The organism is Micromonospora sp. CNZ280, assembly GCF_011759515.1.
Window position 1 is genome coordinate 1,672,293 of the sequence record NZ_JAAOYP010000001.1, and the last position, 26,518, is coordinate 1,698,810.

Below are 26,518 nucleotides of genomic sequence, written 5' to 3' on the forward strand. Positions count from 1 at the left end.
GACGAGCTGGACGTGCCCCTGCGGCTGCCGTGCCCGGGCAACACCACGTGCGAACCGAACGCCAGGTAGGTCGACTGGATGAGGCTGACCATCATGCCGTCGGCGTCGGCGCGTGCGCGTCGGCGAAGCCGAGCTTGACCGCCTCGATCTGCCGGTGCAGGCGGTCCGCGAGCGGAACGTCGGCCAACTCCAGCCCGTCCAGCACCCCGAGCGCGAGCAGCGCGGCCAGGCCCTGCCCGTTCGGCGGCAGCTCCCACACCTGGTGGCCCCGGTAGCTCACCGGCACCGGGTCGACCCAGCTGGAGGTGTGCCCGGCCAGGTCGTCGCCGGTGAGCAGCCCGCCGGTCCGGGCGGCGTGCCGGGCCAGCGCCTCGGCCGTCGCACCCCGGTAGAAGTCCTCGGCCCCGGTCTCGGCGATCCGGCGCAGGGCACCGGTGCCGCGCCCCGGCCGCCGGTCGCGGCGCGTACCGCCGCCAGGGTCAGCGCCCCGGGCGACCGGCCGGAGGCGTTCAGGCCGTGCAGCCGCTCGCCGTCCCAGACCAGGGCGAACAGGTCACCGCCGATGTCGTTGGACGGGGGTTGCACCACGGTCAGGGTGGTCGCGGTGGCCAGCGCCGCGTCGACCGCGGTGCCGCCGCGGCGCAGCACGGCCAGGCCGGCCGCGGCGGCCAGGGGGTGGCTGGTGGGCCACCGCGCCGTGCGGGGCGTAGAGCGGCTGTCGGGGGTACGCCATGCGCCATGTCTACCGCCTTCCGGTGGCGCCCGCGCCCCTCGACGACCGCCGATCCGCAGTGCCGGTGCCCCTCGCCGGTCACCGACCCGGCCGCCCGCCCGTCGGTCAGGCCGCGCCGATGCGGGTCAGCCGGCCGTCGCGGCGGATCACCCGCAGGCCGCCGGGCAGGTGCGCGGCGCCCTGCCCGCGCCAGCCGGTGACCAGCATGTCCAGGGCGGTCACGTGCCGGTGCGACAGCGCGGCCGGCGGGGCGCCCAGCTCGCGGGCCCAGGCGTGCAGCACCCGGCCGCGCACCGCGGGGGCCAGGTCGGCGAGCGCTGCGACCGACAGCCCGCCGGCCGGATGGCGGACCCCGGCGAGCGCGGTCGCGGCCAGGTCGTCCAGCGCGGCGTTGTCCGCCGCCACCAGCCGGGCGGTCCGGGCCAGGTTCTCCAGCACCCCCGGCCCGAGTGCCCGCACCAGCGCCGGCAGCACGTCGGCCCGGACCCGGGCGCGGGCGTACGAGGGGTCCGCGTTGTGCGGGTCCTCCCAGGGCGTCAGCCCGAGCACCGCGCACGCCTTGCGGGTCTGCTCCCGGCTCACCTCCAGCAGCGGGCGCAGCAGCGGCACCCCGGCCAGGTCCCGCCGGGCCGGCATCCCGGCCAGCCCGCGCGGGCCGGCACCCCGGGCGAGCGCGAGCAGCACCGTTTCCGCCTGGTCGTCCCGGGTGTGCCCGGTCAGCACCGCCGCCGCCCGGTGCCGCCGGGCCACCTCGGCCAAGGCCTGGTAGCGGGCCTCCCGGGCGGCCGCCTCGGGCCCGCCGGGGCGGCCGGCCACCTCGACCCGGACCGCCTCCACCGGGGCGAACCCGGCGGCAGCCGCCCAGGTCGCCACCGTCTCGGCCCGCTCCGCCGAGCCGGCCTGCAGGCCGTGGTCGACGGTCACCAGGCCGGCCGACCGGCCCAGCCGGGGGGCCACGAAGACGGTGGCCGCGGCCAGCGCGAGCGAGTCCGCGCCGCCGGAGCAGGCGACCAGCACCGGCCCGGGCGGCAGGTCGGCCAGCGCGCGACGTACCGCGACCCGGATCGCGGCGACCGGCGGGGCGAGCGCGGCCACGGCCGGACGGTCAGCCGACGACCGGCACCGGGCCAACCGGCCCGTGCACCCGCGCCACCCAGGCGTCCGGGTCGCCGAGCTCCTCCAGCCGGGGCAGGGTGAGCGGCGAGTCGAAGACCTTGTTGAAGCCGGCCATCCCGACCCGCTCCACCACGCCGTGCACGAACTTGCGACCCTCGGCGTACTGGCGCATCTTGACGTCGACGCCGAGCAGCCGGCGGATCGCCTTCTCCAACGGGTTGCCGGACTCGCGGCGCCGGTTGAACGCCGCCCGGATCCGCTCGACGCTCGGGATCACCTGCGGGCCGACCCCGTCCATCACGAACTCCGCGTGCCCCTCGAGCAGGGTCATCAGCGCGGTGAGCCGGTCCAGCACGGCCCGCTGGGCCGGCGTCTGGACGAGGTCCAGCACGCTGGTGCGGCTCTCCGGGTCGCGGACCGCCTCGGCGAGCGTGGCCACGCCCCGGCGCAGCCGCTCCAGCAGGTGCTCGCCGCCGCCGGCCGAGGCGTCGACGAACGCCTGCACCTCGCCCAGGAAGTACGCCCGCATCCACGGCACGGCGGTGAACTGGGTGCGGTGGGTCACCTCGTGCAGGCAGACCCAGAGCCGGAAGTCGCGCGGGTCGGCGCCGAGCTTGCGCTCCACCTCGACGATGTTCGGCGCGACCAGCAGCAGCTGCCCCGGATCGGCGGAGAAGACCTCGTACTGGCCGAGCACCCGGCCGGAGAGGTAGGCCAGCACGGTGCCGGCCTGCACGCCGGTCAACCGGGAGCCGATCGCCTCGGTCAGCGGGCCGGGCTGCTTGTCGCCGGAGAGCCGGCTGACCAGGGGGCTGATCACCTCGCGCAGCCCGGCGATGTTGGTCGCCGCCCAGTCCCGCCGGTCGACCACCCGCACCGGCGGGTGGGACACCTGTGGGCGCAGGCCGGTGTGGTCGGCGACGTGCCCGGCCGCCTCCTCGGTCAGCCGCCGCAGGTCGGCGACCACGTCGGTGGCCTCCGCGTACGACACCCGGGGGCCCGACTTGCCCAGAGCCCCCGCGGTCGCGGCGGCCAGATCCCAGTCCACGAACTGCGCCATGCACCCACCGTACCCGCGCCGGAACACCCCGGCCCGGGCTCGCGACGGCGACCGACGCCGGTCGCGCCCGCTGGGCGCGCGCCTGGCGGGCCCGACGGCGTCGACGCCGCTCGACGTCGGGCGAGGGTCCGACCGCCCGGGCCGGCTGGCGTCAGCGGCAACCGCAGCCGGCCAGCGCGGCGCCGATCCGGTCCAGCGCCACCCGGGCGGACTCCATCCCGTCCGGCGGCACCGCGTCGGTGAGCACGGCGAAGGTGAGCAGCCGCCCGTCGGCGGTGGTGACCAGCCCGGCGATCGCGTGCACCTTGGTCAGCGTGCCGGTCTTGGCCCGGACCACGCCCGCACCGGACCGGGTGCCGTCCGCCGCGTACCGCTCGCCCAGCGTGCCGGACCAGCCGGCGACCGGCAGGCCGCCGAAGACCGCGGCCAACTCGGGACGGCTGCCGTTGCCGGCGAGCGTAATCAGGTCGGTGAGCAGCGATGGGCTGATCCGGTTGGTCCGGGACAACCCACTGCCGTCGGCGAGGGAGAGCTCGTCGGCGGGCAGGCCCAGCTCGCCCGCCACGGCGTCCATCGCGGCGGCGGCGCCGGTGAACGAGGCGGGCTGGTTCCGGGCCAGCGCGACCTGGCGGGCCAGCGCCTCGGCGACGATGTTGTCGCTGTCGCTGATCATGATGTCGACCAGCCGGACCATCGGCAGCGACTCCACCTTGCCCAGTTCGCTGCCGGGCGCGCCGGCGGTGGCGTCGGCGTCGGGAGCCGGCGCCTTGCCGCGGCTGACCGCGTCGGTGGGCACGCCGAGCAGCCGGGCGAAGGCGCGGCCGGCGGCCAGGTCGGGCTGCGACACCCGCTCGGCGCCGTGGTTGCCGGCGTCATGGTCCCGCTTGGCCCGCGGCACGTCCTTGCGGGCGCCGTCGGTCATCAGCGCGGTGATCGCGCCGCCGTAGCCGCCGGTCGGGATGTCGTCGTCCCAGCCGGGCTCGTGGACCGGCCCGGAGTAGAGCGAGGAGTCGACGGTCACCTTGCTCGGCGCGGTGCCGCCGAGCGCCGCCTTCACCTGGGCGGCCAGGTCGTCCAGCCGGGCCGCACCGGGGTAGAAGCCCTTCTTGTCCACCGCCAGGGTCGGGTCGCCACCGCCGACGATCACCACCTCGCCCGGGCTCGCGCCGGCCACCGCCCGGGTGGGGATGCGGTGGCCGGGGCCGCGCGCGGCGAGCACGGTCACCGCGGTGACCAGCTTGGTGACCGAGGCGGGCACGGTGCCGTCGTCCTCGTGGGCGCCGAAGAGCGGCTGGCCGGTGGCCACGTCGGCCACCGAGACGTTGACCCGGTCACCGAGCGCGGCGGCGTCGACCAGCGGGCCGAGCGCGGCGGAGACCCCCTCCGGAGAGGGCACCGGGGCGTTCGCGTCCGCGCCGGCCAGCACCGGCACGGGCGGCGGCTCGGCCGGCTGGGCGCTCGCCGGGCCGCCGCCCTTGTCGTCGCCGAACCAGCCCGCCACCGGGCCGGGACGGACCCCGACCACCCCGGCGGCGAGCGCGAGCAGCAGCACGGTGGCGAGCACGAACGGCAGCAGCCGCCGGCGCCGGGGCGGCGCGGGGGGTACGGCGGCGGACAGCGGCGCACCGGCGGGCGGCGGCGACCCGGGCACGGAGGCAGCGGTGGCCGGCGGGCCGAAGAGATCCGGGGGCGGCGGCACGCTGGCCGAGCCGGAGGCATGCGCGGGCACGCGCGCCGAGCCGGCGGCGTGCGGCGGCGGCGCACTGGCCGTACCGAAGGCGCCGGCGTTCAGCGGGCGGCCGCCGGGCGTACCGGAACCGCCCGGGTGCGGGGGCACGGGCGCGGAGCCGGCGGGCGGCGCGTCGGGGCCGGGCCGCCAGGGCGGGGGCGCGGGCCGCTCCGCGCGGTACCCGGCGGGGTCGACGGGTGGCTGCTGCGGGTGCGCGTCGGGTACCCGGAACCGGCCGGTGGCGGGGCCGGAAGCAGATCCGCCCGTACCACGTCCAGCACCTGACTCCGAGCGGTAGTGTGAATCTTCCCTCCCCACGACCCCCTCCTCCCCCCACGAAATTCGGTCTGGGTGACACTACTTCGGTCCGAACACTATGCGGTGGCCGGAGCCGGCGGGTGGGCATTCACCCCGACCGGTCGGCGCCGGTGGTTTCCGTTAGCCAGCGTGGGCAAACGAGGGAGCGTGCAGATGGATTTCGACGTGACGGTTGAGATCCCGAAGGGTCACCGCAACAAGTACGAGGTCGACCACGCGACCGGCCGGATCCGGCTGGACCGCACCCTCTTCACGTCGACCCAGTACCCGGCGGACTACGGCTTCATCGAGGGCACCCTCGGCGAGGACGGCGACCCGCTGGACGCGCTGGTGCTGGTCCCCGAGCCGACCTTCCCCGGCTGCCTGATCCGCTGCCGCACCATCGGCATGTTCCGGATGACGGACGAGAAGGGCGGCGACGACAAGGTCCTCTGCGTCCCCTACGAGGACCCGCGCCAGGAGCACCTGCGCGACATCCACCACCTCGGTGAGTTCGACCGGCTGGAGATCCAGCACTTCTTCGAGGTGTACAAGGACCTCGAACCGGGCAAGTCGGTCGAAGGCGCCACCTGGGTCGGGCGGACCGAGGCCGAGGCCGAGATCCGGGCGTCGTACCAGCGCGCCAAGGAGGCCGCGGAGCGCGGCGAGGCCGGGCACTGACCCACCACGACGTCGAACCGGGGCCCGGGGGCCGCTCAGCCGAGCAGCCCCCGGGCCCGTTCGTACAGGTCGAGCACCGCGCAGGCGACCGGCACCACGGAGACCACCAGCGCGGTGTCGGTCAGGTCGGCGAGCCGGCCGAGGTACGGCGAGACCGGCCGGCGGGTGTACGTGCTGCCCGCCGCCACGGCGAGCAGGGCCAGGGCCAGGCCACCGGCGACCAGCAGCAGCCGGCCCGCCGGCCCGGACCGCGCGACGAGCACGGCGCCCAGCACGGCGTACCCGGCGAGGCCGGCGACCACCGTCGGCACCCGGTGCCGCAGCGCCACGAAGAGCCGAGAGCGTAGCAGCAGCACCGCCCCGGCGACCGCGACCAGCACCCGACCGGCGGTCGCACCCGCCACTCCGAGCACCAGCGCGGCGGCCGCCGCCAGCACCGCGTGCCCGAGCAGCATGCCGGTCAGCATCTCCTCGGTGCGGGCCACCGCCGCATAGACCCGGCCCCGGTCGGGCAGGTCCCGGGCCCGGTCCGCGTCGCCGGGCGCGGCGGTGGGCAGGGTGATCGGCGGCAGCGGCACCTTGCCCAGCCGGATGGCCAGCAGCGGAACCGCCCCGACGGCCAAGACCAGGACGCAGAGCAGCACGGCGGCGGTGCCGGCCGGGTCGAGCAGCAGCCCGCCGAGCGCGGCCAGCGCACCGCCCGCCCCCACCACGGCGCCGGCCACGAAGACCCGCAGCCGGGTGGCGATGCCGACCAGCCCGAGCACCGACACCAGCAGCAGTGCCACCGAGCCGGCCAGCAGTTCCGGCGCGCCCAGCCAGCGCACCGGGGCGAGCGGGCCGACCGGGTCGCCGGAGCTGACGGCGAGGGCGCCGGCCGCCGCCGCGTACGGCAGCGCGTAGCCGCCCAGGGTGGCCCCGACCGGACCGTCCCCGTTCGCCCGGGACGCCACGGTGCCGGCCAGAGTGAGCAGCAGCGCCACCACGGCCGCCACGGGCCAGCCGGCCCCGCCCGCCGGGCCACCGCCGAGCACGGCGAGCAGCCCCACCGCCAGCGGCACCGCCGCCCCGGCCAGCACGGCGGCTCGGGTGGCATCGGGCGACCAGGCGCCGCCCCGCCGCCGGGCGCCGTCCGCGATCGCCTCCACCACGTCGTCGTACTCCAGCTCGGGCCACTCGGCCCGGGCCGGCACCAGGTGCAGCACCTCGCCGTCCCGGACGCCCTGCGGCAGCAGCGCCTGCGCGGTCGCCAGCACCGCCCCGTCGGTACGCCGCAACACCCAGCCGCCGTGCCGTTCCCCGTCGTCGGCCAGCCCCTCGCCGGCGTGCCGCAGCACCTCCGGCAGCAGCTCGGCCAGGGGAACCTGCTCGGGCAGCGCGACGTCCACCCGCCGCTGCGGGGCGCTGATGGTGACCCGGGCGAGCCCGATCGTCATCGATCTGTCTCCATATCGAGCGGGGTTGGTGGCTGCGCGGACGACAGGACTTTACCTACCATGAGCCAGGCTCGGGTCACCGTGCGCAGTCAGGAGGGTCGGGTGTCCACTGTCGTCATCAAGCGGCCACCCCGCCGTCCGGCGCCGGAGATCCCGGTCGGCGAGCTGCCGGTGGAGGCGCCGCCGGAGATCCCCCCGGTCGCCGGCGGGCGCTGGCAGCAGCTGCTGATGGTGCTGCCGATGCTCGGCGGCACGGTGGCCATGGCGATGATGTTCGGCCGCGGCGGCGGGGCCTACTCGTACGTGGTAGGCGGCATGTTCGGCCTCTCCTCGCTGGCCATGCTGGTGACCTCCTGGGGCAGCGCCGCCGGCACCCCGAAGAAGTCGGAGATGATGGCCGCCCGCCGGGAGTACCTGCGGCACCTGACCGCGCTGCGGCGCCGGGTCCGGCAGACCGCCGGCCAGCAGCGCGCCGGGCTCTACTACCGGCACCCGGACCCGGGCCGGCTCTGGTCGACGGTGGAGAGCCACCGGGTCTGGGAACGCCGACCCGCCGACCCGGACTTCGCGGTGGTCCGGGTCGCGGTCGGGCCGCAGACCCTGGCCACCCCGCTGGTGCCGCCGGTCACCCGGCCGCTGGAGGAGCTGGAGCCGATGACCGCGGGCGCGCTGCGCCGCTTCCTGGACGCGTACTCGGTGGTGCCCGACCTGCCGGTGGCGCTGTCGCTGCGCAGCTTCGCCCGGGTGTACGTCAAGGCCACCCCGACCGCCGACGGCCGGGCGCTGGCCCGCGCGATGCTCACCCAGCTGGCCGTCTTCCACGCCCCCGACGAGCTGCTCGTCGCGGTCTGCGCCGGGCCGGAACGGCGGGCCGCCTGGGAGTGGGTCAAGTGGCTGCCACACACCCACCACCCCGTCCGCACCGACGCGCTCGGCCCGGTACGGCTGGTCACCAGCGCCGCCGCCGAGCTGGAACGGCTGCTCGACGACGTGCTGGCCAGCCGGTCCCGGTTCAGCCCGGCCGGGCCGGCCACCGACGGGCCGCACGTGGTGGTGGTGCTCGACGGCGGCGACCTCACCGGGGCCACCGAGCTGACCGGCGACGGCGGCATCGACGCGGTGACCGTCATCGACCTGGGCACCGCGCCGCCCCGCCTGCTGGACCGGTTCACGCTGCTGCTCGAACTGCGCGACGACCGGCTGCACTCGCACTCGGCGGACGGCCACGTCGAGGTGGGCACCGCCGACCGGCTGGCGCCGGCCGACGCCGAGGCGGTCGCCCGCCGGCTGGCGCCGCTGCGGCTGGCCAGCGCCCCGCGCGGCGGTCCGGACGCTCCGCCCGGCGCCGAGCCCGGACTGCCCGAACTGCTCGGGCTCGGCGACCCGGAGAGCTTCACCGCCGAGCAGGGTTGGGCACCCCGCTCGGCGCGCGAGCGGCTGCGGGTGCCGATCGGGGTGGGCACCGACGGTGGCGCGATCGAACTCGACCTCAAGGAGTCCGCCCAGGACGGGATGGGCCCGCACGGCCTGCTGATCGGGGCCACCGGCTCCGGCAAGTCCGAGCTGCTCCGCACCCTGGTGCTCGGGCTGGCCGCCACGCACAGCTCGGAGCAGCTCAACTTCGTCCTGGTCGACTTCAAGGGCGGGGCGACCTTCGCCTCCTTCGACCGGCTGCCGCACACCGCCGCGGTGATCACCAACCTGGCCGACGCGCTGCCGCTGGTCGACCGGATGGTCGACGCGATCAACGGCGAGCTGGTCCGCCGCCAGGAGTTGCTCCGCCGGGCCGGCAACTTCGCCAGCCTGCGCGACTACGAGCGGGCCCGGGCCGCCGGCACCCCGCTCGCCCCGCTGCCCTCGCTGCTGCTGATCTGCGACGAGTTCTCCGAGCTGCTCTCGGCCAAGCCCGACTTCATCGACCTGTTCGTGCAGATCGGCCGGCTGGGCCGGTCGCTCGGCGTACACCTGCTGCTGGCGAGCCAGCGGTTGGAGGAGGGGCGACTACGGGGACTCGACACCCACCTGTCGTACCGGATCGGGCTGCGGACCTTCTCCGCGCTGGAGTCCCGGACGGTGCTCGGGGTGCCGGACGCGCACGAGCTGCCCCGCTCGCCCGGCCACGGCTACCTGCGCTTCGGCACCGAACCGCTGGTCCGGTTCAAGGCCGCGTACGTCTCCGGGGCGGTGCGCAGAGCCGTCGTCACCGGCGCCGGCGGCTACGGCGCCCCCCGCCTGCTGGCGTTCTCCACCCACTACCTGCCGGCGCCCGAACCGCCGGCGGCCCCGCCCGCCGTCGAGGAGGACGGCTTGGAAACCCTGCTCGACCTGCTGGTCGGCCGGCTGGCCGGGCAGGGCCCGCCGGCGCACCAGGTCTGGCTCCCGCCGCTGGGCCGCCCGCCGGCGCTGGACGAGCTGCTCGGCCCGGCCACCGTCGACCCGGCGCGCGGGCTCACCGTCGGCAACCCGGAGCTGCACGGCGCGCTCCAGGTGCCGGTGGCCGTGGTGGACAAGCCGTTCGAGCAGCGGCGCGACCTGCTCTGGCTGGCGCTGGACGGGGCCGCCGGGCACGTGGCGGTGGTCGGTGCGCCGCAGAGCGGCAAGTCGACCGCGCTGCGCACGCTGATCTGCGCGCTGGCGCTCACCCACACCCCGGCCGAGGTGCAGGTCTACGGCCTCGACTTCGGCGGCGGCGGGCTGGGCACGCTCCGCGACCTGCCGCACGTCGGCGGCGTCGCCGGGCGCGCCGACCCGACGGCCGTCCGGCGTACGGTCGGCGAGATCGCCACCCTGCTGGTGGAGCGGGAACGCCGCTTCGCGGAGCTGGGCGTGGAGTCGATGGCGGCCTGGCGGCAGCGCCGCGCCGCGGCGGCCGGCACCGGTCAGCCGACCGCCGACCCGTTCGGCGACGTCTTCCTGGTGGTTGACGGCTGGGCCACCCTGCGCGGCGAGTACGACGACCTGGAGCCGCTGATCACCGACCTGGCCACCCGCGGGCTGTCCTACGGGGTGCACGTGGTGGCGACCGCGCTGCGCTGGCTGGACTTCCGACCGGCCATCCGGGACCTCTTCGGTTCCCGGCTGGAGCTGCGCCTCGGCGACCCGGCCGACTCGCTGCTGGCCCGGCGGGCCGCGGCGAACGTGCCGGAGAAGAGCCCCGGCCGGGGCGTCACCGCGGAGAGCCTGCACTTCCTCACCGCGCTGCCGCAGCTCACCGCCGGTACGGACACCCCCGACCTGGTCAAGCGGGTGGCCGCCGGCTGGCCCGGCCCGGCCGCGCCCCCGGTCCGGCTGCTCCCGCCGGTGCTCCCGTACGCCGACCTGGACCTGGCCGCGACGACCGGCCTGCGCTTCCCGGTCGGAGTGGCCGAGGCGGACCTGCGCCCGGTGGTGCTGGACTTCGCGACCGAGCCGCACTTCGTGGTCTTCGGCGACGCCGAGTGCGGCAAGTCGTCGTTCCTGCGCGCGCTGGCCACCTCGATCGTCACCCGGTTCACCCCGGAGCAGGCCCGGGTGATCCTGGTCGACTACCGGCGCAGCCTGCTCGGCGCGATCGAGACGCCGCACCTGATCGGCTACGGCACCGCCGCCGCGCACACCGCCGACCTGATCGAGTCGGCCGCCGGCTACCTGCAGGCCCGGCTCCCCGGTCCGGAGATCACCCCGGCCCAGTTGCGGGAGCGGTCGTGGTGGTCCGGCCCGGAGCTGTTCGTGCTGGTGGACGACTACGACCTGGTCGCCAGCGGGCCGGCCAACCCGCTGCGGGCGCTGGAGGAGCACCTGCCGCACGCCCGGGACGTCGGGCTGCACCTGGTACTCGCCCGCCGCTCCGGTGGTGCCGGCCGGGCGCAGTACGAGCCGATCGCGCAGCGGTTGCGGGAGCTCTCCACCGCCGGGCTGGTGATGTCCGGCAGCCCGGACGAGGGCGCGCTGGTCGGTTCGGTCCGGCCCGGGCCGTTGCCACCCGGGCGCGGCCGGCTGGTGACCCGACGCGAGGGCGTACGCCTCGTGCAACTGGCCCACCTGCCGCCACCGTGACAGGTGTCGTCGGATGGCCGCGGAAGAGGGGGTGGAACCGGTAATCTCCGATCGTCGTCTTTCCGAACCGAGGAACGGCTGAGAATGTGACCAGGGTGCGGCAGAGCTGTCCGCCGACGGCGCGACGGATCGCCGGTCGGGCGCTGCTCGCTGTCGCGGCCCTGGCCGTGCCGCTCGCCGGTCCGGTGCCGCCCGCCGAAGCCGCGGCCGCCGCCCGGCCGATCGCGCCCGCCTCGGCTGCCTTCCCCCTGGCCGCACCGGTGCCGGACAGCCAGACCCGCCCCGACCAGGTGCGCGACGAGCAGTGGCAGCTCGACGAGCTGGGGGCGAAGACCGCCTGGCGAAGCTCGACCGGGCGCGGAGTCATCGTCGCGGTCATCGACTCCGGTGTGGACGCCAGCCACCCCGACCTGGCCGGCCAGGTGCTGCCCGGCCACGACCTGGTCGCCCCGCTCGGCGGCGACCCGGATCCGGTCGGCCACGGCACCACGGTGGCCGGGCTGATCGCCGGGCGCAACGACGACAACCGGGGCGTGGTCGGCCTCGCCCCGGACGCCAAGATCCTTCCGGTCCGCGTGCTGGACGACGAGAACCGCTACGACGACGCGCTGATCGTCGCCAAGGGCGTGCGCTGGGCCGTCGACAACGGGGCCCGCGTCATCAACCTGTCGCTCGGCGGCAGTGGCGACAGCCCGGCACTGGCCGCGGCGCTCGACTACGCCTTCGCCCGGGACGTGGTGGTGGTCGCCTGCACCGGCAACCTGGCCACCTCCACCAACTCGAAGGTCTGGTACCCGGCCCGGGAGCCGGGCGTGATCGCGGTGTCCGGGCTGGAGAAGGACAGCAAGAACCTCTGGTCCGGCGCGATCACCGGGCGCGCCACCGTACTCACCGCCCCGGCCACCGGGCTGGTGGGCGCCCGCCCCGGCGACGGGTACTGGCGGGTGCAGGGCACCAGCTTCGCCGCGCCCCTGGTGGCCGCCACCGCCGCGCTGGTGCGGGCCCGCTACCCGCAGATGTCCGCCGGCGACGTGGTAAACCGGCTGCTGGCCACCGCCCGCGACATCGGCCCCACCGGGCGGGACGACCGTTTCGGCTACGGCCTGGTCGACCCGGTCGCGGCGCTGGACGCCGAGGTGAGCCCGGTGGGCCGCAACCCGCTGGACGACCAGACCTCGCCGGGCGTGGTCGGGTTCGGCCCGGCACCCGGTTCGGCCGAGGCCGAACCGGCCGGCGCCGGCGCGGACCCGCTGGGCGGCTGGACCGCGCCCCGCCAGCAGAGCCAGTGGACGGCCCGGCCGGCCGGCGCCGAGCACGACTCCACCCCCGAGCGGCTCTGGACCGGCGCCGCGCTCTTCGTCGCCCTGCTCACCGGCGCGGCGCTGATGGTGCGCCGGTTCCGGCAGTGGGGCAGTCGCTGACCTGCCCGCTCCGGCCGCCGCCCGGTCGGCGGCGGAACGCCTGAGCCCGCCCCGGGCTGGGTAGAACGGATGCCATGACCTCACCAGGCCAGCGCACCCTCCCGACGCCGACGCGGCCGTCGTGGCGGCGCCGCCGGCTGCACCCGGACGACTCGCGCGGCCTCCGGCTGACCCTCGCCGTCGCCGCGGCGTTCCTGCTGCTGGTGCCGTTCGCCCTGCTCGCGCTCCTGGTGCTGGCCGGCTGGCCGCCGCTGCGCGAGGTGGACACCACGGTGGCCGGCGCGCTGCACGGCTTCGCCGTCGACCATCCGGCCTGGATCCGCCTGATGAGCCTGTGGACCGACGTGTTCGCGCCGATGCCGCTGCGGGTCGGCGCGCTGGCGCTGGTGATCTGGCTGGTCCGGCGCGGCGCCCGGCAACTCGCGGTCTGGGTGGCCGTCACCATGCTGGTGGGCGGGCTGCTAAGCCCGCTGCTCAAGCTGCTCTTCGGACGGGCCCGGCCGGACCTGCCCGAGCCGGTGGCGCGGGCCGCCGGACTCGCCTTCCCGTCCGGTCACGCGCTGAACGCCGCGCTGGCGGCCGGGATCCTGCTGGTCGTCTTCCTGCCGTACGCGCGGGAGCGGTCCGCCCGGTGGGCGGTGTGGGTGGCCGGGATGCTGCTGGCCGGGGTGACCGGGTTCAGCCGGGTGGCCCTCGGCGTGCACTGGACCAGCGACGTGCTGGCCGGCTGGCTGCTCGGCACGGCCGTGGTCGCCGCGACATCCGCCGCCTTCACCGTCTGGCACCACCAGACCCCACCCGCCGCGCCGCACCCCTGAGCCGGCTCAGGTGCACTTGCCGGTGGCGACGCCGCGGGTGCGCTCCGCGCCGGCCAGCGCGACCGGACGGGCCTCGGCGGCGGTCACCGCGAAGCCGGTGTTCGGGTCGTCGGCGGCCGCCGCGAAGATCACCCCGAGCACCAGCCCGTTGGCGGAGACCAGCGGCCCGCCGGAGTTGCCGCTGCGGACCAGCGCCCGGATGGTGTAGATCTCCCGGGTCACGTCGCCGGCGGAGTAGATGTCCGGCCCAGTGATCCGGTCGACGTCGCGTACCCGGGCCGACTGCGCGTTGTACGGCCCGTCGAGCGGGAAACCGAGCACGATGGCGTCCGCGCCGCTGCCCGCGTTGCCGGCGGCGAACCGCATCGACGGGCCGGGCAGCCCCGGCACGTAGAGCACGGCGAGGTCCCGGTCCGGGTCGTAGACGACCACCTCACCGTCGTACCGGTCGCCGTTCAGCTCCACCGCCACCGAGCGGGTGCCCGCCACCACGTGCGCGTTGGTCATCACCCGGTCGTCGGCGTAGACGAACCCGGAGCCCTCGATCCGGCGCGAGCAGCTCGGCGCGGAGCCGAGCACCTTCACCACCGAGCGCTGGCCGTTGACCACCACCTGGGAGCCGGCGAGCGCCGGATCGGGCGGCGAGACCTGCCGGGCCTGGGTACGCCCCAGCCCTTCGAAGACGTCCGGGAAGCCGTTGGTGTCCACCGTGTCGCGCAGCGCGGTGGAAAGCTGTTGCGCCCGGTCCGGCAGCACCCGGTCGACCACGGTGAGCAGCGCGCTGTTCTTCACCGAGGCCGCCAGCCAGGGCAGCGAGGACGACCCGAGCGGCACCGCGACCAGCCAGGCGACCAGCAGCACCGCGAAGATCGAGACGAACGCGCCGCCGATGTCGTCGACCTGCTTGCCCACGTCACTGGTGATCGTCTTGCGCAGGTGGGAGCCGAGCCAGCCGGCGAGCGCCTGGCCGATCACGGCCAGCCCGAAGACCGCCACCAGGGCGATCAGCACCCGGGTGCCGCTGTCCACGAACTGCTCGGCCAGCAGCGGCCCGATCTGGAGGCCGACCAGGGCGCCCAGGAAGAAGCCGGAGAACGACAGCAGGCCGATGACGAACCCCTGGCGGTATCCGCTGATCGCGAACACGAGCATGAGCAGCAGCAGTACGAGATCCACGGCGGACACGGGTCAAGCGTACGGGCAGAGCGCTCCCGGGATGACCATCGCTTGCGGAAGGTGACCGCCGGATCAGCGCACGGCGCTCTCGTCCACCTCGTCGGTGCCGGCCGAGGGCGCCGGGGTGGCGGCGGTGGGCGGTAGGTCGACCACCCTGCCGCGCGGCCACGGTCGCGCCCAGCCGCCCATCGTCAGCAGGGCGTCCAGCACCCCCGCGGTGAATCCCCAGACCAGCATGCCCCGGGCGGAGAACGCCGGCCCGATCCAACCGCTCGGGTGCCGTACCCGCATCCGGTTCTCCGGGTCGACCAGCTCGGCGACCGGCAGCCGGGCCACGTGCGCCACCTCGGCCGGTTCCCGGGGATGCACCGGGTGCGGCGCGTGCCACCAGGCGAGCACCGGGGTGACCACGAAGTCGCTGACCGGGATCCAGAGCCGGGGCAGCTCGGCAAGCACAGTGACGCTGGCCGGGTCGAGGCCGACCTCCTCGTTCGCCTCGCGCAGCGCGGTGGCCGGGGCGTCGGCGTCCTCCGGGTCGGCCGCGCCGCCCGGAAAGGCCGGCTGACCGGCGTGATTGCGCAGGGTGGCGGCCCGCTGCAGGATCAGCACGTCCGGGCCGGTGCCGGGCTCCTCGCCGAGCAGCACCAGCACCGCGCTCTCCCGGCCGCCGTCGTCCGGGGTGGCCAGCCGGGTGAAGTCCTCGGTACGGGCGGTGCCGAGCCGGTGCAGCAGCGGCTCGATCCAGGCCGGTGGCCGCCGGTTCACGCCGGCACCGCCAGGCCCAGGTGCTGCCGGACCAGCGCGGCGAGGCGGGCATCGTCCAGCGCGCCGGACGCGTCCACGTGCCGCACCCGGCCCTGCCCGTCGACGAAGAGGGTGAGCGGGATGGCGTTGCGGCCCAGCGCCCGTTGCAGCGCCTCACCCTGGTCGACCAGGACGGGGAAGCGGACGCCGAAGTCCTCGCCGATGGACTGCGCCCCGGCGCGGCTGTCGCGGCTGTTCACCCCGAGCACCCGGAGCTGCCCGCCGGCCCGCTCGCTGAGCCGCTGGAAGGCGGGCAGCTCGGTACGGCAGGGCGCGCACCAGGAGGCCCAGACGTTGACCACGGCCGGGCCGCGGACGTCCCGGAGGGCGACCGGGGCGCCGCCGGTGAAGCAGTTCAAGGTCAGCTCGGGCAGCGGGTCGCCCCCGCCGGCCGGCGACCCGGTCGGCGCGCCGGTGGCGCCCGGGGCGGCGGTCAGCGCGGCGCAGTCCTGGAACGGCGACGGCCGGCTGGCGGCCGCCCCCTGCCGGGTAGGCGCCTCCTCCTGCCCGGTGGTGCCGGTGCAGCCCGCGACCGCCAGCAGCAGCGGGACGAGCAGGGCAGCGAACCGCCGCTTCATCTGCACACCGTTGGCAGAATGGGCTCCCGCGCGCTCACGGTGCCACCTCTGTTCGCGACTGCGGGGCTCGCAAACCCGGCTCACTCCTCGCGCTCACGGTGCCTCCGCGACGACCGCCTGCGCCGGCACCAGCTCCGGGTCGACCCCGGCGGCGACCGCGAGGTCGCGGGCCCGGGGGCCCTTGAGCAGCTTGGCGGCGGCGGCCGGCTCGGTCGGCCCGGTGCCGTACGAGGGGCAGAGCTTGGCCAGGGTGCAGGCGCCGCAGGCCGGCTTGCGGGCGTGGCACACCCGCCGGCCGTGGAAGATCACCCGGTGCGAGAACATCGTCCAGTCGCGCCGCTCGATGAGCGCCCCGATGGCGTGCTCCACCTTGACCGGGTCGGTCTCGCCGGTCAGCCGCCAGCGCCCCACCAACCGGTGGAAGTGGGTGTCGACGGTGATGCCGGGCACGTCGAAGGCGTTGCCGAGGATGACGTTGGCGGTCTTGCGGCCGATCCCGGGCAGCGTCACCAGGTCGGCCAGCTTGCCGGGGACCCGGCCGTCGAAGCGCTCGACCAGCGCCTGGCCGAGCTTGATCAGGGAGTCGGTCTTGTTCCGGTAGAAGCCGGTGGGGCGGATCAGCTCCTCCAGCTCGGCCCGCTGGGCGCCGGCGTAGTCGGCGGCGGTCGGATAGCGGGCGAAGAGCTTCGGGGTGACCTCGTTGACCTTCTTGTCGGTGCACTGGGCGGAGAGAATGGTCGCCACGGCCAGCTCCAGGGGGCTGGAGTGGTCGAGCTCACAGTGCGCGTCGGGGTGGGTCTCGGTCAGCACCCGACCGATCTTCCGGGCGCGACGTTTGCGGCCGAGATCGGTCTCGGCGGCACCGGGAGAGCTGGTGGTCACGCCGGCCAGCCTACGTCGCCGGTCCGACGAACCGCCGGGCCCCACGCGCCGAGCCGGCGGATCAGCCCTCCGCCGGCGGGCTGATCCGGCCGGAGTCGTCGAACCGGGCGCCGGTCTTCGGGAAGTCGCTGCGGGTCAGCTGCCGCACCAGGCCGAGGCCCCGGTCGTCGCGGTCCATGGTCGGCTTGCCGGCCGAGTTCATGTACGTCGAGACGAACGAGCCGCCGGCCCAGCTGCCGTCCGGCTTCAGCGACACCTTGAGCACGCCGCCCCAGCCCAGCCGGCCGGCGTTGCTCAGCGAGTTGCCGCCACCGGCGAAGTTGCCGAGGCTGTACGCGATCAGCCGACCCTTGTAGAACTCCATGCCGCGCAGCACGTGCGGGCCGTGCCCGACGATCAGGTCGGCGCCCGCGTCGATCATCGCCTTGGAGAACTTGACCGGATCGCCCCGGTTCTCGCCGAGGAACATCTCGGTGCCGGGCCGCACCCGGGTCTTGTCCGACCCCTCGCCGCCCATGTGCACCTGCACCACCACCAGGTCGGCCATCCCGGCCGCCTTGGTGATCACCTGCTTCGCCTCGGCGATGTCGACCAGACTGTTGGACCAGACGTACGACGAGAAGCCGGCGACCGCGACCTTGACGCCCTCCACCTCGACCACGGTGATCTGGTCGGGCGCCCCGGTGTGCGCGAGATCGTACTTCTCCAGCGCCTTCTGGGTGTTCTCGTAGCCCTTCGGGCCGTAGTCGTAGCCGTGGTTGTTGGCCTGGTTGAGCAGGTCGAACCCGGCGTCGCGCAGGTGCGCGGCGTACTCGGGCGGGGCCCGGAACTGGAAGCAGCGGGTGGAGTTCGCGCCGCACTTGCCGGTGCCGGTGTCGACGGTGAGCGGCTCCTCCAGGTTGCCCATCACCAGGTCGGCCTCGAGCGCCTTCTCGACCGAGTCGAAGAAGCCCTTGCCGCCGTTGGCGGGCAGCCGGTTCGGCGCGTTGCCCATGATGATGTCGCCGGTGGCGGAGAGCGAGATGGACTTCTCGGCCGGCGTCGCGGAGGCCGAGCCGACCGGGGCGCCGGTGCCGCCACCGCCCGCGCCGGGCTGCCAGACCGGCCCGTCCACCGACCCGTCGCCACAGCCGGCCGCGAGCAGGGCGGCGAGCAGCACGACGAGCGCCAGCGCCGGGCGGCGGCGCGGACGGGGGGTGGTGCAGGCGGCAGCGTACATCGCCCGCGACCCTACCGGGCGGCAAACGGGCCGGCGAGGGCCGATCGGCCAGGAATTCAGCCCGCCAGCCGATCCGACCAGGGGACCACGGTGCCGGCCCCGCCGGCCAGCACGGCGGCGTGCACGGCCCGGGCCAGCGGCGCCCCCCAGACCGAGCGGGGGCCGCCATACGCGGCGACCGGGCCGTCGGCCGGGCAGAGCACGGTGACCGCGTCGGTCGGGGTGCCGGTGCCCGCCATCCCCAGTTCGCCGATCGCCTGCGCCTTCGCCTCGGTGGCCGTGGCCACCGCGTTGACCAGCGCGGCGTCACCGAGCCGGGCCGGCACGTACAGGACGATGTTGACCGTGCCGACCCGCTGCCCGGGCGCCACCGGCGCGGGTGCGGCGGCCCAGACCGGGGTGCCGAGCCCGACCGTCGCCCAGGCCCGCACGCCGGTGTCGGTCCGGGCCACCACCTCCGCCACGTCGACGCCGGTCAGCAGGCCCACCCCCGGCCCGGCCAGGCCGAGCTGGTCGGCCAGGCCGGCCAGGTGGTCGGCGGGATCGTCCCGGTCGTACGACATCGGCACGGTCGCGTTGACCACCCACCGCCGCTCTCCGATGCCGCCGCCGAGCGGCGCGGAACTGACCGCGCGCAGCGGGCGGTCGGCTCGCCAGACCAGCAGCGGCACGTCCCGCCCGCCCTCGTGGCGGGTGGTCAGCAGGGGGTCACTCAGCACGCCGTGACCCTACGGCCCGGGCTCCCGGCGACCGGCCGGGGTCCGGAAATCGCGCGATCTTACTGGTCGGACGGGTCGGGTGGGTTACGCCCGGGGATCAAGATTCCAGGGGTGCACCTCTGATTCCCGCGCTGTTGTGCCTAGACTTGGCGGCGCGCGAGGGATCAGCGGACGGCGGACCCGGCCGAGCAGACGGCACGCGCAACCGGAGGTGCGCGATGGACGAGGTACTGGCCCGCAGCGGGATCTTCCAGGGGGTCGACCCGGAGGCTGCCGAGGCGCTCGCCAAGGAGATGGAGACGATCGAGGTCCGCAAGGGCGAGGTCGTCTTCAACGAGGGCGAGCCCGGCGACAGTCTCTACATCCTGCTGTCTGGCAAGATCAAGGTCGGCCGCCGAGCAGCGGACGGTCGGCAGAACCTGATCGCGGTGATGGGCCCGTCGGACATGGTCGGCGAGCTGTCACTGTTCGACCCGGGTCCGCGTACGGCGACCGCCACCGCGGTGACCGACACCCGGCTGGTGCGGCTGCGCAAGCAGGCGCTGCGACCGTGGCTGAACAACCGGCCCGAGATCGCCGAGCAGTTGCTCCGCGTGCTGGCCCGCCGGCTCCGGCGGACCAACGACTCGCTGGCCGACCTGATCTTCACCGACGTGCCCGGCCGGGTGGCGAAGAACCTGCTCCAGATGGCCGGCCGGTTCGGCACCCGCGACGGCGGCGTGCTGCGGGTGACCCACGACCTCACCCAGGAGGAGATCGCCCAGCTGGTCGGCGCCTCCCGGGAGACCGTGAACAAGGCGCTGGCCGACTTCGCCTCGCGCGGCTGGCTGCGCCTGGACGGCAAGAGCATCATCATCCTCGACCCGGAGCGCCTGGCCCGCCGCGCCCGCGTCTGACCACGACCGGGGCCCGTCCCCGGCCGCCATGGCAATCCCGGCCCGGACCGCGTCGTCGGTCCGGGCCGGTTCGGTCGTCTGTCTGCCCGGCGCAGAATTCCTGGACCTGACCCCACCGGTCCCGCACCCTGGACCGATGCTGAACCGGGTCGCTGTTCTCTCCGACATCCACGGGGCGTTGCCAGCGCTGGAGGCCGTACTGGCCGAGCCGGACGTCGCCGCCGCCGACCTGATCGTGCTCACCGGCGACATCGCGGCCGGCCCGCAGCCGGTCGAGGTGCTCGACCTGCTCGCCGGCCTGGGCGACCGGGTCTGCTGGGTACGCGGCAACGCCGACCGGGAACTGGTCGAGGCGCGCGCCGGCCGGAAGTCCCCGATCGACGTCTCGAACTGGGCCGCCGGGCAGCTCCGCGACGACCAGTCGGCCCGGCTGGCCGCGCTGCCGCTGACGGTGACCCTGGAGGTCGCCGGCCTCGGGCCGGTGCTCTTCTGCCACGCCACGCCCCGGGACGACGAGGAGGTCGTGCTGGTCGACACCCGGATGGCGCGCTGGGCGGAGGTGTTCGCCGGGGTACCGGCCGCGGTGCGCACGGTGGTCTGCGGGCACACCCACATGCCGTTCACCCGGCTGGTCGACCGGCGCATGGTGGTCAACCCGGGCAGCGTGGGCATGCCGTACGGCGGCCCGGGGGCGTACTGGGCACTGCTCGGGCCCGGGGTGGAGCTGCGCCGGACGGACTTCGACGTGGACGCCGCCTGCGCCCGGGTGGCCGCTGAGTCGACCTTCCCGGACGCCGCCGAGTGGGCCGACGAGTACCTGCGCTCCCGGCACAGCGACGCCGACGCGCTGGCCGTCTTCGCCCCGCGCGACGGCCGCTGACCCCGACCGGGCCCACCCCCGGCCCGGCCGCAGAAAAAGTCAGGCTTGACTGTTTGTTTCTCGGGCGGCACGCTGTCCCCGTGCCCGCCGCATCGATCCGCGTCCCTCAACAGGAACGCAGCCGCGCCACCCGCGCCCGGCTGCTGGAGGCGACCGTCGAGTGCCTGGTCGAGCACGGTTGGGCCGGCACCACCACGACGCTGGTCGCGGCCCGGGCCGGCGTCTCCCGGGGCGCGCAGCTGCACCACTACCCCACCAAGGCCGCCCTGGTCATCGCCGCCGTCGACCATCTCGCCGAGCGGCGGGCGGTCGAGCTGCGCACCGAGGCGGAGGCGCTGCCGGCCGGCCCGCAGCGGCTCGACCGGGTGATCGACCTGCTCGGCGCCGCCTTCACCGGGCCGCTCTTCGTCGCCGCCCTGGAACTCTGGGTCGCCGCCCGCACCGACCGCGAACTGCGCGAGGCCCTGGTGCCGCTGGAGGCCCGGGTCGGCCGGGAGATGCACCGGCTCACCGTCGCCCTGCTCGGCGTCGACGAACGCCGCCCGGGCGTACGCGAGGCCGTCCAGGCCACCCTCGACCTGCTCCGCGGCCTCGGGGTGGCCAACCTGCTCAACGACGATTCGACCCGCCGCACCGCCCTGCTCGCCACCTGGAAGCGCCAGCTCGCCACCGTGCTCACGCCCACGCCCTGACCGCCCGTTCCGACCGGAGGCACCATGGTCGACATCGCAGACCTGCTCGCGGATCTGGCCACCGAGTCCGAGCAGCTGGACGCTCTGGTGAGTCCCCTGGCACCGGCCGACTGGGCCCGACCGACCCCGGCGCCGGGCTGGACGGTCGGGCACCAGATCGCCCACCTCGCCTGGACCGACCACGTCGCGCTGCTCGCCGCCACCGACGCCACCGCCTTCTTCGCCTCGGTCGCCGCGGCCCCGGATCCGGCGCGGCTGGTCGATGACGGCGCCGAGGAGTTCCTCGCTCCGCCGGCCGAGCTGCTGGCCCGTTGGCGCGCCGGCCGGGCGGCGCTCACCGCCACCCTGGTGGCCGCCCCGCCCGGCGGGAAGCTGCCCTGGTACGGCACCCGGATGTCGCCCGCCTCGATGGCCACCGCCCGGATCATGGAGACCTGGGCGCACGGCGAGGACGTGGCCGACGCGCTCGGCGTCACCCGCCCGGCCAGCGCCCGGCTCCGGCACGTCGCGTACCTCGGGTTCCGTACTCTCGGGCACAGCTTCGCCGCCCACGGCCGGCCGGTGCCGACGGCGCCGGTACGGGTCGAGCTGGCCGCACCCGACGGGACGACCTGGAGCTTCGGCCCGGCCGACGCCGCCGACCGGGTCACCGGCCCGGCGCTGGACTTCTGCCTGCTGGTCACCCAGCGCCGGCACCGCGCCGACCTGGCCCTGACGGCCACCGGCCCGGTCGCCGACGAGTGGCTCGACGTGGCGCAGGCGTTCGCCGGCCCACCGGGCCCGGGCCGCCCACCCGCCGGTGGCCCGACCCCGGACGCCACCGTCGGGAGCGGAGCGCCGGCATGACCGGGGTGCTGCGGGTGGGCAACGCCTCCGGCTTCTACGGCGACCGGTTCAGCGCCTGGCGGGAGATGCTCGACGGCGGCGACCTGGACGTGCTGACCGGCGACTACCTGGCCGAGCTGACCATGCTGATCCTCGGCCGGGACCGGCTGCGCGACCCGGCCCTGGGCTACGCGAAGACCTTCCTCCGCCAGCTGGAGGGCTGCCTCGGCACCGCGCTGGACCGGGGCGTACGGATCGTGACCAACGCCGGTGGGCTGAACCCGGCCGGGCTGGCCACCGCGATCGGCGCGCTCGCCGAACGGCTCGGCCTGCCGGTCCGGGTCGGCTACGTCGAGGGCGACGCGCTGGACCGCCCGGACGCGCTCACCGCGAACGCCTACCTCGGGGCGTTCGGCATCGCGGCCTGCCTGGACGGCGGCGCGGACGTGGTGGTCACCGGCCGGGTCACCGACGCGTCCCTGGTGGTGGGCCCGGCGATCGCCCGGTTCGGCTGGGGCCGCGACGACCTCGACGCGCTGGCCGGGGCGACGGTCGCCGGCCACCTCGTGGAGTGCGGCGCCCAGGTGACCGGCGGCAACTTCAGTTTCTTCACCGAGCTGCCCGACGGCGGCCACCGCCCCGGCTTCCCGGTCGCCGAACTGCACCCGGACGGCTCCTGCGTGCTCACCAAGCACCCGGGCACCGGCGGCGCGGTCACCGTCGAGACGGTCACCGCCCAGCTGCTCTACGAGGTGGGCGGGCCGGCGTACCTGGGGCCGGACGTGGTGACCCGGCTGGACACGGTGACCCTGCACGCCGACGGCGCTGACCGGGTCCGGGTCAGCGGGGTACGCGGCACGCCGCCGCCGGAGACCCTCAAGGTCGGCGTCAACAACCTGGGCGGCTTCCGCAACTCGATGACGTTCGTGTTGTGCGGGCTCGACATCCCGGCGAAAGCAGCCCTGGTGCGCGGCCAACTGGAGGAGGCGGTCGGCAAGGAGGGGCTGGAGTTCACCCTGGCCCGCACCGACCACCCGGACGCCGCCGACACCGCGGCGGCGAGCGCGCTGCTGCACGTACACCTGCGCGCCGGCGACAAGGCGCGGGCCGGGCGGGCGTTCTCGGCGGCCGCGGTGGAACTGGCGCTGGCCTCCTACCCGGGCTGCACCCTCACCACGCTGCCCGGCGACGCGACGCCGTACGGGGTGTTCACCGCCGACACGGTGCCGCAGGACGCGGTGGCGCACGTCGCGGTGCTCCCGTCCGGTGAGCGGGTGCCGATCCCGCCGCCGACCCGGACCGCCCCGCCGGCAGCCGAGCCCACGCCGGCCGACCCGCCGCCGGCCGCCGCCGGACCAACCCGGCGGGGCCCGCTCGGCGAGCTGGTCGGCGCGCGCTCCGGCGACAAGGGCGGCGACGCCAACCTCGGCGTCTGGGCGCGCACCGACCGGGCGTACGACTGGCTGCGCGGCTGGCTCACCGTCGCGCGGCTGGCCGAGCTGCTGCCGGAGACCGCGTCGCTGGCCGTCGAGCGGTACGAGCTGCCGAACCTGCGCGCGGTGAACTTCGTGATCCGCGGGCTGCTCGGCCAGGGGGTGGCCGCGTCCACCCGGTTCGACCCGCAGGCCAAGGCGCTCGGCGAGCTGCTCCGGTCCCGGATCGTCGACCTGCCCACCGACCTCGCGGCCGGGCCGGCCGCCCCCACCGGGGAGGACTCGTGACCATCGTCGACACTCCGGAGCGCCGGCAGCTGCGGGAGCTGACCCGGTCGTTCGTCACCCGCGAGGTGCTGCCGCACCTGGCCGACTGGGAGCGGGCCGGTGAGGTGCCCCGGTCGCTGCACGAGACCGCCGCCAAGATCGGCCTGCTCGGCATCGGCTTCCCCGAGTCGGTCGGCGGCAGCGGCGGTGACCTGCTCGACTCGATAGTGGTCACCGAGGAGATCATCCGCGCCGGCGGGTCGTCCGGGCTGATCGCGGCGCTCTTCACGCACGGCATCGCCCTGCCGCACATGGTCGCCGCGGCCGGCGGCCGGAGCGGCGGCCTGCTCCGCGGCCGGCTCGCCGCTGGTCAATTCCGGGGTGACGACGACCTGGTCGACCGGTACGTCCGCCCCACCCTCGCCGGGACGATGATCGGCGCCCTGGCGATCACCGAGCCGGACGGCGGCTCGGACGTCGCCGCGATCCGCACCACCGCCCGCCGCGACGGTGACCACTACGTGGTGAACGGGTCGAAGACCTACATCACCAGCGGGGTCCGGGCCGACTTCGTGACCACCGCGGTCTGCACCGACTTCCCCGGCAGCGGCGAGCTCAGCCTGCTGGTGATCGACAAGGGCACGCCCGGGTTCACCGTGGGCCGCCGGCTGGAGAAGCTGGGCTGGCACTGCTCGGACACGGCCGAACTCTCCTTCGTCGACGTCCGGGTGCCGGTGGCCAACCGGATCGGCGAGGAGAACACCGGCTTCCTCGCGATCATGCAGCACTTCGCCACCGAGCGGCTCTCGCTGGCCACCCAGGCGTACGCGACCGCGCAGCGCTGCGTCGAGCTGGCCACCCGCTGGTGCCGGGACCGGTCCACGTTCGGCCGTCCGCTGGCCAGCCGCCAGTTGGTCCGGCACCGGCTGGCCGAAATGCACACCCGCGCCGAGGCGGCCCGGGCGTACGTGCACGAGGTGGCCGCCCGGGTGGCCGCCGGCGAGCCGGTGGTGACCGAGGTGGCGATGGCCAAGAACGTCGCGGTGGCCGCCTGCGACCACGTGGTCGACCAGGCGCTGCAACTGCACGGCGGCTACGGCTACCTGCGCGACGCCGAGGTGGAGCGGCACTACCGGGACGCCCGGATCCTCGGCATCGGCGGCGGCACCACCGAGATCATGAACGAGATCATCGCGAAGGGGATGGGGCTGTGACCACACTGGACACCGCGGTCGACCCGTCCGCGCCGGGGTTCACGGCCAACCGCGCGGCGCTGCTGGACCGCCTCGCCGAACTGGACGCGGCGCTCGACCGGGCCCGCGCCGGGGGCGGCGAGAAGTACGTGACCCGGCACCACGCCCGGGGCAAGCTGCTCCCCCGGGAACGGATCGAGCTGCTGCTCGACCCGGACAGCCCGTTCCTGGAGCTGTCGCCGGTGGCCGCGTACGGCACCGACTTCCCGGTCGGCGCGAGCGTGGTGACCGGGATCGGGGTGGTCGAGGGCGTCGAGTGCCTGGTCGTCGCCAACGACCCGACGGTACGCGGTGGCGCGGTCAACCCCTGGTCGCTGGCCAAGACCCGGCGGGCCGGCGAGATCGCGCTGGCCAACCGGCTGCCGATGGTGAACCTGGTCGAGTCGGCCGGTGCCGACCTGCCCACCCAGGCGGAGATCTTCATCCCGGGCGGGCGGGTGTTCCGCGACCTCACCCGGCTCTCCGCCGCGAGGATCCCCACGGTCAGCGTGGTCTTCGGCAACGCCACCGCGGGCGGGGCGTACGTGCCGGGGATGTCCGACCACGTGATCATGATCCGGGACCGGTCGCAGGTCTACCTCGCCGGTCCGCCGCTGGTGAAGATGGCCACCGGCGAGGTCACCGACGACGAGTCGCTGGGCGGGGCGGCGATGCACGCCACCACCTCCGGCCTGGCGGACTTCCTCGCCGAGGACGAGCGGGACGGCATCCGGCTGGCCCGGCAGTGCGTACGCCGGTTGAACTGGCGCAAGCAGGGCCCGCCGCCGCGCACCCCGGTCCCGCGTCCGCCCAGGTACGACCCGGAGGAGCTGCTCGGCCTCGTCCCGGCCGACCTCAAGGTGCCGTTCGACCCGCGCGAGGTGCTGGCCCGGCTCCTGGACGGAAGCGAGTTCGACGAGTTCAAGCCGGCGTACGGCAGCGCCCTGGTCACCGGCTGGGGCGAGCTGCACGGCTACCCGGTCGGTGTGCTGGCCAACGCCCGCGGCGTGCTGTTCAGCGAGGAGGCGCAGAAGGCGGCGCAGTTCATCCAGCTCGCCAACGCGGCCGACACCCCGCTGCTCTTCCTGCAGAACACCACCGGCTACATGGTCGGCACCGAGTACGAGCAGCGCGGCATCATCAAGCACGGCGCGCTCATGATCAACGCGGTGTCGAACTCGACGGTGCCGCACCTGACGGTCAACCTCGGGGCCTCCTACGGGGCCGGCAACTACGGCATGTGCGGTCGGGCGTACGAGCCGCGGTTCCTGTTCACCTGGCCGAACGCGAAGTCGGCGGTGATGGGGCCGGCGCAGTTGGCCGGCGTGCTCTCCATCGTGGCCCGGCAGGCCGCCGCCGCCCGGGGCCGGGAGTTCGACGAGGAGTCCGACGCCGCCATGCGGATGATGGTCGAGCAGCAGATCGAGTCCCAGTCCGGCGCGCTCTTCCTCTCCGGCCGGCTCTACGACGATGGGGTGATCGACCCCCGGGACACCCGTACCGTGCTCGGCCTCTGCCTCTCAGCGATCCACAACGCACCGGTGAAGGGCGCCGACGGCTTCGGCGTCTTCCGGATGTGAGGGGGTAGG

At 75.5% G+C, this 26,518-nt stretch carries 23 protein-coding genes; 11 read left to right on the forward strand and 12 right to left on the reverse strand.

Annotation, left to right across the window (positions count from 1 at the left end; genetic code table 11):
• Window positions 1-91: 91 nt before the first annotated feature.
• From FHX32_RS07955 to dacB, 5 genes are all read right to left on the reverse strand, one after another.
• Window positions 92-367, reverse strand: a complete 276-nt coding sequence (locus FHX32_RS07955) for a gamma-glutamyltransferase (RefSeq protein WP_167182397.1) — start codon at window positions 365-367, stop codon at window positions 92-94.
• Window positions 277-648, reverse strand: a complete 372-nt coding sequence (locus FHX32_RS07960) for a gamma-glutamyltransferase (RefSeq protein WP_208417999.1) — start codon at window positions 646-648, stop codon at window positions 277-279. The genes FHX32_RS07955 and FHX32_RS07960 overlap by 91 nt, the downstream gene beginning before the upstream one ends.
• Before the next feature lie 190 nt (window positions 649-838).
• Window positions 839-1,828 carry a tRNA lysidine(34) synthetase TilS gene (gene tilS, locus FHX32_RS07965; RefSeq protein ID WP_167180117.1) on the reverse strand — a complete coding sequence of 330 codons (990 nt, stop codon included), beginning with the start codon at window positions 1,826-1,828 and terminating at the stop codon, window positions 839-841.
• Window positions 1,829-1,838: 10 nt separating this feature from the next.
• A complete protein-coding gene (locus FHX32_RS07970; RefSeq protein ID WP_167180118.1) occupies window positions 1,839-2,909 on the reverse strand; it encodes a zinc-dependent metalloprotease in 1,071 nt (356 codons plus the stop codon).
• A 151-nt stretch (window positions 2,910-3,060) separates the two neighbouring features.
• A complete protein-coding gene (gene dacB, locus FHX32_RS07975; protein ID WP_486481085.1) occupies window positions 3,061-4,527 on the reverse strand; it encodes a D-alanyl-D-alanine carboxypeptidase/D-alanyl-D-alanine endopeptidase in 1,467 nt (488 codons plus the stop codon).
• A gap of 582 nt (window positions 4,528-5,109) precedes the next feature.
• Here dacB and FHX32_RS07980 point away from each other — a divergent pair.
• A complete protein-coding gene (locus tag FHX32_RS07980; RefSeq protein WP_088996432.1) occupies window positions 5,110-5,616 on the forward strand; it encodes an inorganic diphosphatase in 507 nt (168 codons plus the stop codon).
• 35 nt (window positions 5,617-5,651) lie between these two features.
• Here FHX32_RS07980 and eccD read toward each other — a convergent pair whose 3' ends face one another.
• A complete protein-coding gene (gene eccD / locus FHX32_RS07985; RefSeq protein ID WP_167180120.1) occupies window positions 5,652-7,052 on the reverse strand; it encodes a type VII secretion integral membrane protein EccD in 1,401 nt (466 codons plus the stop codon).
• Between the two features lie 102 nt (window positions 7,053-7,154).
• On the opposite strand from eccD, the gene eccCa reads away from it, so the two are divergent.
• The 3 genes from eccCa to FHX32_RS08000 all read left to right on the forward strand — a co-directional run bounded on the left by eccCa (window position 7,155) and on the right by FHX32_RS08000 (window position 13,326).
• Window positions 7,155-11,087: a type VII secretion protein EccCa gene (eccCa, locus tag FHX32_RS07990; protein WP_167180121.1), complete on the forward strand. Its 3,933-nt coding sequence runs from the start codon at window positions 7,155-7,157 to the stop codon at window positions 11,085-11,087.
• A gap of 221 nt (window positions 11,088-11,308) precedes the next feature.
• Window positions 11,309-12,508 (forward strand): type VII secretion-associated serine protease mycosin, encoded by a 1,200-nt coding sequence (mycP, locus tag FHX32_RS07995; RefSeq protein ID WP_486481086.1) that lies wholly within the window; start codon window positions 11,309-11,311, stop codon window positions 12,506-12,508.
• Window positions 12,509-12,582: 74 nt separating this feature from the next.
• Complete coding sequence (locus FHX32_RS08000) at window positions 12,583-13,326, forward strand: phosphatase PAP2 family protein (RefSeq protein WP_167180122.1); 744 nt, start codon at window positions 12,583-12,585, stop codon at window positions 13,324-13,326.
• Between the two features lie 6 nt (window positions 13,327-13,332).
• Here FHX32_RS08000 and FHX32_RS08005 read toward each other — a convergent pair whose 3' ends face one another.
• The 6 genes from FHX32_RS08005 to FHX32_RS08030 all read right to left on the reverse strand — a co-directional run bounded on the left by FHX32_RS08005 (window position 13,333) and on the right by FHX32_RS08030 (window position 18,704).
• Window positions 13,333-14,511, reverse strand: a complete 1,179-nt coding sequence (locus tag FHX32_RS08005) for a MarP family serine protease (RefSeq protein WP_167180123.1) — start codon at window positions 14,509-14,511, stop codon at window positions 13,333-13,335.
• 63 nt (window positions 14,512-14,574) lie between these two features.
• Window positions 14,575-15,267, reverse strand: a complete 693-nt coding sequence (locus FHX32_RS08010; RefSeq protein ID WP_167180124.1) for an NUDIX hydrolase — start codon at window positions 15,265-15,267, stop codon at window positions 14,575-14,577.
• Entirely contained in the window at window positions 15,264-15,884 is a 621-nt protein-coding gene (locus tag FHX32_RS08015; protein WP_167180125.1) for a TlpA disulfide reductase family protein, read from the reverse strand. Before FHX32_RS08015 ends, FHX32_RS08010 begins: the two co-directional genes overlap by 4 nt.
• Window positions 15,885-15,977: 93 nt before the next feature.
• Window positions 15,978-16,766 carry an endonuclease III gene (gene nth / locus FHX32_RS08020; RefSeq protein ID WP_167180126.1) on the reverse strand — a complete coding sequence of 263 codons (789 nt, stop codon included), beginning with the start codon at window positions 16,764-16,766 and terminating at the stop codon, window positions 15,978-15,980.
• A 61-nt stretch (window positions 16,767-16,827) separates the two neighbouring features.
• Window positions 16,828-17,985: a CapA family protein gene (locus FHX32_RS08025; RefSeq protein ID WP_167180127.1), complete on the reverse strand. Its 1,158-nt coding sequence runs from the start codon at window positions 17,983-17,985 to the stop codon at window positions 16,828-16,830.
• 56 nt (window positions 17,986-18,041) lie between these two features.
• A complete protein-coding gene (locus FHX32_RS08030; protein WP_167180128.1) occupies window positions 18,042-18,704 on the reverse strand; it encodes an adenosylcobinamide amidohydrolase in 663 nt (220 codons plus the stop codon).
• A 218-nt stretch (window positions 18,705-18,922) separates the two neighbouring features.
• On the opposite strand from FHX32_RS08030, the gene FHX32_RS08035 reads away from it, so the two are divergent.
• The 7 genes from FHX32_RS08035 to FHX32_RS08065 all read left to right on the forward strand — a co-directional run bounded on the left by FHX32_RS08035 (window position 18,923) and on the right by FHX32_RS08065 (window position 26,509).
• Entirely contained in the window at window positions 18,923-19,600 is a 678-nt protein-coding gene (locus FHX32_RS08035) for a Crp/Fnr family transcriptional regulator (RefSeq protein WP_007073398.1), read from the forward strand.
• Between the two features lie 136 nt (window positions 19,601-19,736).
• Window positions 19,737-20,480, forward strand: coding sequence for a metallophosphoesterase family protein (locus FHX32_RS08040; protein ID WP_167180129.1), 744 nt, complete (start codon window positions 19,737-19,739; stop codon window positions 20,478-20,480).
• A gap of 80 nt (window positions 20,481-20,560) precedes the next feature.
• Entirely contained in the window at window positions 20,561-21,172 is a 612-nt protein-coding gene (locus tag FHX32_RS08045; RefSeq protein ID WP_167180130.1) for a TetR/AcrR family transcriptional regulator, read from the forward strand.
• 24 nt (window positions 21,173-21,196) lie between these two features.
• Window positions 21,197-22,018, forward strand: coding sequence for a TIGR03084 family metal-binding protein (locus tag FHX32_RS08050; protein WP_167180131.1), 822 nt, complete (start codon window positions 21,197-21,199; stop codon window positions 22,016-22,018).
• Complete coding sequence (locus tag FHX32_RS08055) at window positions 22,015-23,718, forward strand: acyclic terpene utilization AtuA family protein (RefSeq protein ID WP_167180132.1); 1,704 nt, start codon at window positions 22,015-22,017, stop codon at window positions 23,716-23,718. Before FHX32_RS08050 ends, FHX32_RS08055 begins: the two co-directional genes overlap by 4 nt.
• The gene (locus tag FHX32_RS08060) at window positions 23,715-24,911 is read left to right on the forward strand and encodes an acyl-CoA dehydrogenase family protein (RefSeq protein WP_167180133.1); all 1,197 of its coding nucleotides are present in this window, start codon (window positions 23,715-23,717) and stop codon (window positions 24,909-24,911) included. Before FHX32_RS08055 ends, FHX32_RS08060 begins: the two co-directional genes overlap by 4 nt.
• Entirely contained in the window at window positions 24,908-26,509 is a 1,602-nt protein-coding gene (locus tag FHX32_RS08065) for a carboxyl transferase domain-containing protein (RefSeq protein WP_167180134.1), read from the forward strand. Before FHX32_RS08060 ends, FHX32_RS08065 begins: the two co-directional genes overlap by 4 nt.
• The last annotated feature ends 9 nt before the right edge of the window (window positions 26,510-26,518 follow it).